Annotated in this window: 8 protein-coding genes; all 8 read right to left on the bottom strand. The window is 26.4% G+C overall.

Annotated features, from left to right (window positions below; all coding sequences use genetic code 11):
* Positions 1 to 41: 41 nt before the first annotated feature.
* Positions 42 to 3,209 (bottom strand): DEAD/DEAH box helicase, encoded by a 3,168-nt coding sequence (locus I2A75_RS02525; RefSeq protein ID WP_195262897.1) that lies wholly within the window; start codon positions 3,207 to 3,209, stop codon positions 42 to 44.
* Between the two features lie 170 nt (positions 3,210 to 3,379).
* Positions 3,380 to 4,930: a dGTP triphosphohydrolase gene (dgt, locus tag I2A75_RS02520; protein WP_195262896.1), complete on the bottom strand. Its 1,551-nt coding sequence runs from the start codon at positions 4,928 to 4,930 to the stop codon at positions 3,380 to 3,382.
* A gap of 386 nt (positions 4,931 to 5,316) precedes the next feature.
* Positions 5,317 to 7,290 (bottom strand): AlwI family type II restriction endonuclease, encoded by a 1,974-nt coding sequence (locus I2A75_RS02515; protein WP_195262895.1) that lies wholly within the window; start codon positions 7,288 to 7,290, stop codon positions 5,317 to 5,319.
* A gap of 106 nt (positions 7,291 to 7,396) precedes the next feature.
* Positions 7,397 to 8,305, bottom strand: a complete 909-nt coding sequence (locus I2A75_RS17855) for a DNA adenine methylase (protein WP_207733747.1) — start codon at positions 8,303 to 8,305, stop codon at positions 7,397 to 7,399.
* A 3-nt stretch (positions 8,306 to 8,308) separates the two neighbouring features.
* Positions 8,309 to 9,526: a DNA adenine methylase gene (locus tag I2A75_RS17850; protein ID WP_347707745.1), complete on the bottom strand. Its 1,218-nt coding sequence runs from the start codon at positions 9,524 to 9,526 to the stop codon at positions 8,309 to 8,311.
* 192 nt (positions 9,527 to 9,718) lie between these two features.
* A complete protein-coding gene (locus I2A75_RS02505; protein ID WP_195262894.1) occupies positions 9,719 to 10,093 on the bottom strand; it encodes a hypothetical protein in 375 nt (124 codons plus the stop codon).
* 1 nt (position 10,094) lies between these two features.
* Positions 10,095 to 11,012 carry an AAA family ATPase gene (locus I2A75_RS02500; RefSeq protein WP_195262893.1) on the bottom strand — a complete coding sequence of 306 codons (918 nt, stop codon included), beginning with the start codon at positions 11,010 to 11,012 and terminating at the stop codon, positions 10,095 to 10,097.
* Between the two features lie 240 nt (positions 11,013 to 11,252).
* Positions 11,253 to 14,024 carry a glycoside hydrolase family 3 protein gene (locus tag I2A75_RS02495; protein WP_195262892.1) on the bottom strand — a complete coding sequence of 924 codons (2,772 nt, stop codon included), beginning with the start codon at positions 14,022 to 14,024 and terminating at the stop codon, positions 11,253 to 11,255.
* Between the last annotated feature and the right edge of the window lie 63 nt (positions 14,025 to 14,087).

Below are 14,087 nucleotides of genomic sequence, written 5' to 3'. Positions count from 1 at the left end.
GTAGTTACCACATTTTTAAATGAGGTAACTACATTTATTACTTAAATAATAATTGATTTATTTGCTTTATTAATTAACTTAGGAGGAATTTCTTCATCTAATTCCCATACAAAGCTTATTGGTTTATTTCCAGTATGGCTTCTATATTCACAAGTTCCTAAATATGTGAATGGAGATGTTAGACCATCTTTTGATTTATACTCTCTAACAAATAGAGCTATTTTATTTTTTGTTTTTAAGTGATTAATATATCTTTGTCCTGTTGTACTTTCAACTGAAGTCCTTGACTGAGTTTGCCAATGAAATAATTTTTCATTTATAGCATAATCCTCATATAATGTTGAAGGTGAAAAGTCTTTATCACTTTTATTTAATGTAATAAAGAATATATCTAACTTCTTATCTTCAAAGTATTTAACTCCTTCTCTAAAGGCAGGTTTTTTAACTTCATTATAATAACCAAAGGCAGCCATTATTACATCAGTTGAATAATCACAATGTAAATCTAAAGGACATTCAAAACCTAACTCTACCTTTTTATCTACAAATTCAAGATGTCTATAATTATAACTTAATATATCACAAGCTTCCTTCATCATAGTCTTATTATTAAGAAGTCTATTAATCCCTTGCTTTAATGATGATAAGCCAACCTTTTCTGGCGCATCATTATAAAAAGTGTAATACATCATATTTAGCATTAACTCTTCTTCTTTAGTAAATTGAGTATTACTGATATCACTATTATTGTTTATTAAATCTATCATAAAGGCTATAAATCTTCTAGAGTTTATAAATAACAAATTGTATAGTTTCTTTGTTATTTCTTCTTCATTCTCATTATTAAAATCTTTTCTTTGTTCTGCTAATACACACATCCTAGAAAAGCTTCTATCTCTAGTGCTACCATAAAAATCTGTTAAAGATAAATTATGATAATCTAAAAAGTTTTCTAAAGTTAATTCTAAATCTGTATCTATTTTAAATGCTTTGAGCTTATTAATTAAATTTATTTTAGAATTGGTTGCAGACTTTATATTTCTTAGTATATACTCTTTAGCTTCTTTTTCTAATTGGATGTAACAACCTTTAGGTAAAGTTAAAAATCCATTTTCAATATAATCTTTTACTGAACTTTTACTTCTGCCAATTAAAGCTCTAAACTTTTCCTCAAAATCATAATTTTTATGAGCTTGCCCTACAAAGTCTAAAACAGTTAAACATTCTTTATCTTCATGTAATCTTAAACCTCTTCCAAGTTGTTGCAAAAATACTGTTAAACTTTCAGTTGGTCTTAAAAATAATATTGTATTAATTTCTGGAATATCCACACCCTCATTATATAAATCAACAACAAATATGAATTTAATTTCTTTATTTACTAATTTACTCTTAGCTTCTGCTCTTTCTTCTTTCCTACTCTCATCTGTTAACGCTATGGATTCAATTCCTAATTCATTAAACCTTTTAGCCATAAAATTAGCATGTTCTTTACTTACACAAAAGCCTAAACCTATAACATCATCTATATCTGTTACATACTTTTTTAATGCAGTTACTATCTCATTTACTCTTATATCATTTCCTGTATAAACATTACTTAACTCAGATAAATTATAACCCTTCCTTTGCCATTTTATTTTAGTTAAGTCAACAGAGTCAGATACTACAAAATACTGAAATGGACTTAATAGCTTTCTATCAATGGCTTCTGGTAATCTTATTTCACCAGAAATTCTATCTTCAAAATACTTAAATATATCCTTATTATCAGCTCTTTCTGGCGTTGCTGTTAAACCTAATAAAATCTTTGGCTTATAGTAATTTAATAATCTTTGATAAGATGGAGCTGCTGCATGATGAAATTCATCTACTATAATAAAGTCATAATAATCTTCTGTAGTTATTTCACATAAATCCTTACTGTTTAAACTTTGAATAGATACAAATAAATGTTCTAAACTATTTGGAAGATTACCACCTACCATTAAATCACCAAAATTATTATCCTTAAGAATTACTCTAAAAGTATCCCTTGCTTGCTTAAGAATTTCTTCACGATGAACAACAAATAATAATCTATTTGGCTCTTTCTTATTTTTTTTACAGAAATTCTTATAATCAAAAGCTGAAATTACGGTTTTACCTACTCCTGTTGCTGCAATAACAAGATTTTTATTTTTATTAAATATTTCTCTTTCAACTCTTAACTTATCTAAAATCTCCTTTTGATAAGCATATGGTCTTATGTCAAAAGAAAAATTCAGCTCATCCTCATCTATTCTTTTTTCCTTATATAATGATTTCTTTAATATATTTTTATCTTCTTCAGTACCTAAGTAAGATACGAACTCACCATCATTCCAATAGCTTTCAAAAGTAGCTTCAAACTTCTTTATAATATCAAAAGAATCCTGCTCTGTTATTTTTATATTCCATTCTAAACCTGAAGTTAAAGCCGCATTAGAAAGATTAGATGATCCAATATACGCAGTAGTAAAACCTGTATCTCTTTTGAACATATAAGCTTTTGCATGAAGCCTAGTTCTTTCTGTATCATAAGATATTTTAATTTCTGTATTTGCTAGCTTACTTAACTCCTCTATTGCCTTTACATCAGTAGCTCCCATATAAGAAGTTGTAATTATTCTTAACTTTTTTCCAGCCATTGTAGCTTCTTTCAAACTTTCAATTATACATCTAAGTCCACTCCACTTTATAAAGGAAACTAATAAATCTATAGAATCAGAGGTTAATATCTCCTTGTTTAATTCTCCAAGCATATTAGGCTCTAAGGAAGCCCCTGTAAATAAAGAACTTTGAGATAAAGGAGTTACTGGTCTTACTGACTTTTCTTTCTTTAAAGCCTTTTTATTGTTAATCTTACTATATAAAGCATTAAGCATTTCTCCATTTTTATCTATTTCATATTTCTTAATATCATCTTCATTTGACACTTCACTTAGTATGTTAATAATATTATTACAAGCTTCTATTTGCTTTAATAGTTTATCACTATCTTCCTTTTCTTTATCTCTTATGTAATTTAGAGATTTTCTAATAACTTTTGATATGTATTGAGAAAGAATTGCCTTTGCTTCTTCATTATCTATTTTACTTTTCTCTATAATAAACTTTTCATTTTCTAAACTTTTTAGTTGTTCTTGTATTTCTGTGTTTATTACTTGTTCATATAATCCTTGCTTCAATGAAATTCCCACCTATTTTATATTAATATAACTTACCTACAACTATACAGATTCTTATTAATAGAGACATCTACAAAATATAAAACCCATCGATTATAAATTTAAATCCTAGTTTTAACTTCCAAAACACTACCAATTAATCATATATTATACTAAAAATTTAGTAAAAATTAATATGTTATATTATATAATTCTCGATGTAACTCAATAATAAACTTATCTGTCATTCCTGAAATATAATCACAGATATTTCTAAGTAAAATAACATTAAATTCCTCTTTATTATCATTGTAATACATATTATTTAACTCATTTCTCATATTCCCAACATTGTATTCTTTATCAACCATAAATTCACATTCCTTCATTTTTTCTGAATATAATTCCCCATATCTTTCTAAATAGAAATCTTTAAATATTCGTACTATAGACTTATCAGGCAATAATTGTTGATTAATTACTAAAGCTTTAAAAGTTTCTCTAATAACGTAATCACCAATTCCATCCATCTTTTGTGCCTCTTGTGAATTTAATATTCTATTTCTTAATAACTTTTTTAATTTTTTATCAAAACTATACATTTCTTTTGTATAAAAACTAGTTTCTTTAAAAATATGCCTTATTTCTTTACCTATACTGCTTTTATATTTCATAAAATCTTCTATTTCATTTATTTTATATTTTTCTTTTAAATCTTCAAATATGTATTTCAAATTATATATTACATCAGTTGTAATAAAATTAACAAGAAATTTAGATAAAAGGCTTTCAAATATATCCTTTTCAACAGATGAATCGATATTTTTAAAATCTTCTATCACTTGTTGCACATCTTTAGTCCACTCTCTATCTCTTCTTACTTTTTCTTGTTCAAGGTATTTCTTTAATAATAAACTTTCTTTTTTTTGATTAAACTCTAATAAATTTTCAATATATCTTTTTAGAAATTCTCTAGATAGAAGATTATATTCTATTGCATCCTCAATATCATGATGTCTTTGCGCTATCTCATCTGCTATGGCTACAACATATGCTTCAAAAGTCCATGATTCTTCTATCCCACTTAATACATTAAGTCCATTTTCATTTTTCATATTTATATAGTAATTTAAATCATCTTCATTCTCTATTTTGCATTTTAAATCTTTTTCATTTCTATATAAACAATACTTACACTCGTCCTCTTTCGCAAAAGACTTCATCTTACATTTATCATATTTTAACCCGCTATGATTTAAAATTCCCCATAATGTATAATCTGTTAAATTAAGATAAGAATATAAATTCGTTGCTACTCTGACACCTTGATAATTATGTTTAAATCCTTCATTTCCCTTTAAAATTTCTGGTAAATTATATTCTCTAATTGGATAACATCCTCTCATTATTTTATCAAGTATTCTTTCTCCTACATGTCCAAATGGTGTATGTCCGATATCATGTGCTAAAGCTATTGACTCAACTAATATCTCATCTACCCCCACTGCTCTAGCTATAGTTCTACCTATTTGTGATACTTGTAATGTGTGAGTTAATCTTGTTCTTGTATGATCATCTTTTCCTGCTAAAAATATTTGTGTTTTTCCACTTAATCTTCTAAATGGTTTAGAATACATCACTCTATCCCTATCACGTTCAAATTCATTTCTAATATTATGTCTTTTCTCTTCTTTTAATCTTTTTGAATACTCTGGCACAGCCTTGAAAACATTTTCCTTCATATAATTCTCCTTAAAATATACGATTTAACACCCTTTAATATCCATATTATATCATCATTTGTGGTAAAAATCCAAAATTTAACTATATCCTTTTGATTAATCATACAATAAATTTTATAATGTGCTACCTTTTAAAATATTTTAATCATTCTTATTCATAATTACTTACAATATAATATTTTTTCTTAAATATCTTAATAATATTAGTTATCTATAATTTTAAAAGATTATTAAAATCAATACTTCTTCTAATTTTAATTTTCTTTTATTCTGTCAATATCATATTGATAAATTAATTATTAAAAAAATTAAAACAAATGATTTTATTATCATCTGCTTGCCTTAAAGCAGATTAAGGTTAAATTATTATACTTAAGCAATTAATTTTATCTTTCAAATATAGCCTTTGTAAATCTATAACGCCAGTTATTATTAATCAAATCTAAATCTTTTATATTAAATTCATTTATCACTTCATTATATATCTTGTTGTATTTAATTTGTTTTTCTAGTAGTTCTATTACTTCTCCAATTGTCAATGCAACGATCTTTGTTCTATCAGTAAAATTACCTTTATTTTTAGATGATTCCAACTTTATTAAATCACAAAATCTAAAAATATTAACTACATTATTATCAAGCTCATTAGCAACAAATATTGTATATGCTATATTATTCTTATTGTCTATTGTTAAATTTGTAGTATGTCTTATTACTGGCTCAAGCTCACCTCTTTTTTGAGTATTTATATCCATTAATGTAGCTTCTAACATTAATTTATGTCTCTCTGGATTATCATACTCTATTACTATATCTCCCTCACCGCCAGCTGCATGTGTTAATGGATAATAAGTACTATCTAATGTTAAATTTAAGCTATCATATAAATTAAATTTATAGTCTGATATATGATACCACGCTATCCCTAATATATATTCAAATATTGTCGGTATGGTTGTTTGATCTGTTACCTCCCCAAATACTTTTTTATCATCTCTTTTACTTATATCTTTTAATATATTTATTATGTTTTCTCTTGTAAATCTCTCTTTTATAAAACACTCAAAATCTGATATTTCTTTACTTTTAATAACTTTATCTATATCTTCACCAAGTTTTAGCCCTAAATTTTCAGATATAATCTTGTCTACTTCTGCAGTTTTATTACTACCTAATATTTGAATAGTAGTCTTAACACTAAATATCTCATCTTGATTATTTGGTATTAAAGGGTTTAGGTTATTATCTATATACTTAAAATATTCTTTAGCATAAAATCTCCCTATTGTTATTTTATCATTTTTAAAATTAATTAATCCTGTTAGATTAAATACTCTAAACGTCATATCTACATATTCACTAATTAAATCTTCTTGTTTTGAAATTATGAAAGTATCAAGAAAAAACTCCCTAAAACTCTTTCCATAGTTATTAATAAACTTAACATCTCCATATATATGATTAAATTGTGTTATCGTTATTTTGTTTAGTTTTCTTGTATTAAAAAATTTGCTAGTTGAAAATGCTTTTTTTATTGCCTTATCTTTAATTAAAGTAATTAACTTCTTTAAATTCTCATTACTATTACTCTTATTATATTCAATTAATGCATTATAAAACATTTTATATTTTATAACACTTTCAGATGTCTTTCTATTAACGAACACCTTTTCAAATAATTTTTCATCATACTCTTCGCTATTTATAAAACTATTTCTTTCTTCAACTATTATATCATCAGCTACTGTAATATTTTCTTCCAAAAATTTTGCTAATGTTATTTCCTTATTTCTAACTTTAACAAAACTTTCAATTACATAATCATAATTTGTTCCTCCATTGGAAAGATGAAGCAATAACATGAATTCGTCTTTAGTTAAATAATCATATTTATTTATAAGTTTTATTAGAAAAATAAAAGGATTAAATGCTTTACTATTATTTTCATCATATATACATAATTTTAATAACTGTCTTAAAAATATTATATTTTCTTTTTTTATCATTAATTTATTTTCAAGTTCATCAGGACAAAATTCAATCTTCCCTAAAAATTGTAGTCCAACCTCTGATATAACCCTTTGTTTAGTACATAATCCAATCTTATATAGTCCACTAGTATATGTTCTTCCTAACTTATCTTGCCTATTAGCAGAACAATCCTTATCATTTAATAATTCCGTATTTCTAACTAATTTCTTATAATACTGCTCTTGTATCTCCTTGCCCCAATTATTATCAAATTCTTCATTTAAATTGAGTAATTCACTAAGCAACTCTTTGTAATCATCTAATAATCTTTTTCGTCTAAAACTTGTATCTCCAAGATTCCATGTTATTGAACCAGATTTAATTTCCATAACTCTTTCCCCCATTATATATTTCTTCACTTTATATTATATCTCTAATTTATAATAAAAAAAGCTGCCTCTTAAGCGAAGCAACTTTTATTATACTACTTATGTTTTAATAATTGCATATTAAAACTTCTAAAGTTCTACTGCTCTTATCTTTAACTTGGTAATTTGAATTATTATAATTATGATTTAAATTATGTACTGTGTACCTACTAGCCCATTCAATTAAAATATTATTTGTTTTACCTTTACTCTCAAATACATTTGATAATGCAAACCTTATTCCCCTACTATTAAGATTATCTAATAAATTTAATAAATCTTTCTCATCTTGTTCTGTCCAGCCGCCTTGTTCATTATATGCAGCTTTTGTTATTAAATAAGGAGGATCTAGATATACAAAATCATTTTCATTCAAGTTGTCTAAATTAACATCTCTAAAGTCTGCATACTCAAAACTAATATTTATTCTTCTGATTCTATTAGAAAAATAAATTAATTTTTCACGTAACTTGTTATTAAAATCTCTTTTTCCAGATGGTATATTGAATTCTCCATTTTTATTAAATCTTATTTGATTATTAAATCCAAAAATTATAAGTGTATAAAACCATAATATTTTCTCATTATTAGTTTCATAGGCTTTATTATTATAATTATCTCTTAATCTCATATATGCTTCTTTATTGTATTGTGATAATCCTTTAGATGTATTACAGTCATAATGCTTATAACCATTTTTATTAGTTTCGGACAATCCATATCTATCTATAACTTCTTCTATTTTTACTATTATTTCCTCAACATCATTACTTCTTATAAAATTAAACAACTCTATTAATTCATTAATATCATCATAGCAGTTTATTTTATTAGCATTTACATTTATAGCTACACTCGCCCCACCACAAAATAAATCTACAAATCGGTCTATATCTTGTGGAAACAACGGTAATATTTGATTTAACAATTTGTATTTACCACCAGTATAATTTAAAAAAGATTTTATATACGTCATACTTTATCTCCCCTCAACTGTACATAAATACAATAATTCTTGATGATCTTTAATATCAGTTTTTCCTGCATTATAAGTATTATAATCTACATTAAATATTTCAACTTTTCCACGCTTTAAAAGTGTTTCTATTATTTCTTCATTACTAATTTTAGCATTTGAACGTCCTACTCCCTTTTGTGCCATATTATTATATGAAACTAATATATATCTACTATTTATATTCCCTATAAGTTCGTCAAAAGCCTGTGGAGCTTTAACAGTGCAATATTTACTTTTAATATTAGATCTATCTACCATCTTTTTTGCTTTCCCAGTAACTATTGGCTTTTTCCACTCTGCTAAATTCTCTAGTAAATGATATAAATCTCCATATTGTCTAGAATTATATGGAGTGTCAATGTATACTAAGTCAGCTTCAATATGCTTAACTAACTCATTCGCATCTTCTCTGAATATTTCACATTTAGACTCACTTTTTTTTATATCCGGCATTAGTAATTTAACCTCTTGTGTAGTGTCTAATGTTTCTCTAAAAGCATCATAATGCCCACATGTATTAGCTACTTTATCAGCAGCAAAAATTAAACTAGTTATTAATATTGCCCTTTCTCTTTCATTTAACTCATCTTTCAATTCTTCTATTCGTTCTCGTATATATCCAATCTTCCTTGAATTATCTAAGGTAAAAAATGTATTCCCAAAATTTAAGGAAAAATAATTATCTTCTGTTACCTTTTTACTATTAAATTCGTTAATTAGTTCTTCTAGCTTTTTATTATCTATTTTTTCTTTTGAGAAAAACGTATTATATGCCAGAACATTAGATAATAATAAATCATTAACTATAATTTTCTGTCCTTGCTGATAAAATAAATCAGCCACTACTCCCGTTCCTCCAAATATATCTGCTACTGATCTTATATCTTCACAATTATCTTTAACTATCTTATTTATAAAATCTAGTAACTTAAACTTACTTCCCAGATATCTACGGTTATTAAGTGAAAACTTTTCTATTTTAACTTTTCTATTTTTGCTGTTTTTTTTCTTATCATTTATTAAATCTTCTATTTCTTCAATTAAGCTTTCATTCCAAATCCTCCATCCCCTCCAATCTCTTTTAGGTTCACTTATCTTATTTGCATCTATCCATTGGTTTAATGTGGGCTTAGAAATATCATATTTTTTTACTATATCTTTAGTTTTAATATTTTTCACTTTACGCATCTCCGCATCTATTAAACTTTACTACTTATAATATCAAAAAAAATTCTTTATTACAATATAAAATTTCCATATATTTTTTATTTAATGACAATATAACAAGTCAAATATATAGTTATCACATATAATTAAATTAATAGTAAGTGGGGTACTAAGCACCCCACTAGTACCCCCGGGCATAATAACTTAATATTGTAATATGTCTATTTTTATCTTTGCTCCAATTGTTCCTTCTACAATTCTATCTATAATGTCACTTTTCTTATTTCTACTCTTAATGTATACATTTGCTTGATTAGCTATTTTCTTTAAATCTATTACGTTAAATTTATTTAAATATTCTAATGCTTCATCTTTATTTGAATAGGAATATACCTTATCTATTACTTCTTCTACCTTTTCTTCTTTGTTATTTATTTTCTTACCTTTTAGATTCTTTTTATTATCTATTAAAGTTATTTTCTTTTCTCCTTTGATTAATGAATTTAAATCTTCGTCTTTAAGTTTTAATATAAAATCAAAAGCTAACTTACTTAATAAAAGTATTTCTTTCTTATTCATATTATTTTACCTCTCTTAAAAACTCATTTTTAAATTCTTCAAAATCAATATCTATATTGGATTTCTTTTTATTAATGTTATTTAAAACAAAAGGAATTGAAGTGCTATTATCTATTTCATTATCGTTGCTTCTAATACTACTATTGAAGGCTTTAACTCCTTTAATTTTCTTAACCTCTTGGAGATACTGATAATGCAAACTCTTAGGTTTACCACTTATTATCTTAACCATAGTTGGTAGTAATCCTAAATTTTTAACATCCATCTTATTAAATTCTCTAAGATCAAACTCATCTATACCTTTTGAAACTTCATCTCTTAACTTTTCAATATGCTCATATAGTGTAGGTGCGCCTACTGTAGATAGGTAATCTAACTTTGTTGGTATCAAATAATAATCCGAAGCATAAATTGCATTTTGTGTTATTAAATCAAAACTTGGTTGGCAATCTAATAATACAAAATCATACTCTCCATCAATAGTCATTATTTCATTCTTCAGTCTTGATATGCAATTTAGTCGATTCTTTGTAAGATTTCTTCTCCAAGGACCTTTTATAGTACGAGCTAAATCTATCTGTATCTCATATAAATCAGTACTAGATGGAAGTAACCCTATAGCTTGTCCTCCATTTTTTATAATAATATCATTAGCTTTTAGATCTTTAGTAATATAATTCTTTATGTTATCTTTATTGTTATTAATTAATGTATTAAAGAAAGTTTTTATGGTTTTATCTTTTTTATAAGCCTTTTTCCAAACCTCAACATCTATATAAGAAAATGTTAAACTGGCTTGTGGATCTAAATCAACTAATAATACTTTATATCCTTCTAAAGCTAGTAAAGCTCCTAAATTAGATACAACTGTACTTTTGCCTACTCCTCCTTTGTAATTTACAATAGAAATGACTTTCAAAATAATTTCCCCTTTTACATACTCACTTTCTATATATACTATTGTAATTTTTAATTAATCCATGAACTATTTAAAAAACTCATTTATATTACTCTAAATAAAAATAAGCTAATACCTATTCAAACCTAGTTACTAGCTTATTCTTCAAAATTCCGTATATTTTTTTGCTTGTTCATTTAAATGTTTCTATCAAGTGATATACTTAGTATCTCACTAATACACCTAGACATAATCCATTTTTTAATTTGTTTCTTTAAGATTAATCATAATCTTATCTATCTCTAACCCATTTGCTCCAAAATATAATTTAATGTAATGATTTGTTCCAAAAACAAAGCCTAATGTTCTAGTTTCTGTAACAAATTCACCTTCAGTTCCTCTAATAGTAATGGTTGATTTTAAAGCATTGTCATAATACACAGATAATGGTAATTGTGCAAGTGGTCCTAAATCTGATTTCATTTTTATTGAAATATCATATATACCATATTCATTAACAGTAATACCAAAAATCTCTGAATTACCTTTTTCACTTTTGAATCTATTTCCATCAATAACAATATTATTAGTTTCTTTATCTGCTTTATAATAAACTATATTTTCTATTGGAAAATCCTCTTCATCTTTTTCATTAATTTCTCTTAATTCCTCTTCACTAATAAGATTTAATTCATGTAAAATTGATGGTGATTTCATTATAAAGTTTAAAATATTTTTTGCATTTCTTTGTAAGTCACTTCTTTTTAGTTCTCCAGCTTCTAACTTTTCTTTAACATTATCATTTTCAGGATTTGATTTTGAATCTCCCACGCACATATATAAATCATTTTGTGCTGCTACCATTGGAGCCTTATTTTCTTTTATTGATTTCTCACCTTCTGTATTTGCATTTGCCCACCAATCTGACATTACTATACCATCAAAGCCCCATTCTTTTCTAAGAATTGTTGTACATAAGTCATAATTTCCAGCAGTCCAAATACCATTTACCGGTCCATAACTAGTCATAACAGAACGTGCGTTACCTTCTTTAACAACTATTTCAAATCCTTTTAAATAAATTTCACGAAGTGCCCTCTCTGATACTACTGAATCTGCAAAGTGTCTAGACACTTCTTGGTTATTAGCACAGAAATGCTTAACAGTTGCTGCAACCCCTTGTGATTGCATTCCAATTACTTGAGCTAAACTTATTTTTCCTGTTAATAATGGATCTTCTGAAATATATTCAAAATTACGTCCATTTAATGGATTTCTATGGATATTCATTCCTGGCGCTAAAAGGGAATCTATCTTATTTTTTCTTAGCTCTTTTCCTGTCATTTTATAAAGTTCTTCTACTAATGATATATTAAATGTACAACCTAGAGCTGTTCCATTTGGCAATGAACATGCTTTAGTTCCACAATCCATACGTATTCCTGAAGGTCCATCTGCACAACATGCAACTGGTATTCCAAAACTTCTTAAATTCTCTGTAACTCCGCCAAAAGCTGCTGCTGTTCCTGGTGTGACTTTAGGACTACACATCCCCTCGCCTCTAAACATATGAATTAAATCATCATCACTTAATTGCGCAACGAAATCATCTATATCTACCTTTTTATCAAATACATCTCCAAGCTTATAGCCTTTGTCACCAGTATAAGCTATCTCATCTTTGTATCTTTCTTCCATTCTTTTATATGGATTTATAGTTCTTGTGATCACATCTTCCATTATAATTTTGTAATTACCATCTTCATTAACAGTTGATTTGAAACGTTCAAATGAAGCTGTAGGTGCACATGCTTCTTCTAGCTTTTCTACTAGAGTAAATTTTTCATTATATTCTCCAGAAATATTGGCACTTCTAACATCTGAACCGATATAAACCTTGTAACAACCTTCTTCAAGAACATAGCATGACTTATATCCAGTTATTCCATTATCATCATAAGAAGCAATATAATATTTAGGAATTTTTATTTCTACCTTTTCATTTTCTAATGGATTAATTACATTAGTTTTTGTAAATCCAACAAGTGATCTTGAGGCTTTTCCAAGTTTTCCTTGTGGAGCTTCTATATATACTTGTACAACTTCTTTTCCTGATATATTTCCTATATTAGTTACATTAGCTTCAACAATTACTTCTTTACTTGTTACACTTTTAATTTTTCCTTCAATATTAAAATTAGTATAAGATAGTCCATATCCAAAAGGATACATTACTTTATCTTTTGCAAAAGTTTCAAAATAACGATATCCTACATAAATATCTTCTTTATAATAATTTCTTTCCACATCTCCAAAATTTTCAGTTGATGGATAATCTTCTATATTCTTGGCAATAGTATCTGTTAATTTTCCACATGGATTTACTTTTCCTGTTAAAACATCAACAACACCATTACCTCCTTCTTGACCTCCTTGCCATACATAAAGAACAGAAGAAGGATTATATTTCTCTACCCATTTCATATCTATAATATTACCAACATTTAGAATTACAGCTGTTCTTTTAAATGTCTTAGTAACTTTTTCAATCATACTTTCTTCATCTTCAGTTAAAAGATAACTTCCAGGCTCATTTTTACTATCTTGGTCTTCTCCTGCAGTACGTCCTATTATAACTAATGCAATATCCGCATCAGAAGCAGCTTGTACTACTGAATCCTCAAGCTTCATTTCTTTTTGAGACCAAGGTACCTTTCCCCATCCCTCACCTTCATCATAAGGATTTTCTTTAATCCATTCTTCATATACTTTCACTAATTCCTCATTTAAAATAATCTTTTTATTTTCTCTTAAAGCATCTAAAATACTAACTACATACCTTGTATTTACAAGACCACCTGAACCTAATCCACTTTTATAATAATTAAAAGCGCTCCTTCCAAATACAGCTACCTTATCATTATCTCTAAGTGGAAGTGCCTTCTCATCATTTTTTAATAAAACACTACTTTCTGCTGCTACCTGCCTTATAATACTTGCATACTTTTCTAAATTCAATGTATATTCTCCCATATTATCCTCCATTAACTTTTATTTAAATTAACTTTTTACATATTATATAATTTCATACCTATA

This window comes from Clostridium sp. 1001275B_160808_H3 (genome assembly GCF_015550425.1).
Taxonomy (GTDB): Bacteria; Bacillota; Clostridia; order Clostridiales; family Clostridiaceae; genus Clostridium.
Note: the sequence above shows the minus strand (reverse complement) of the source record. Positions and strands in the feature narration are given on the sequence as shown.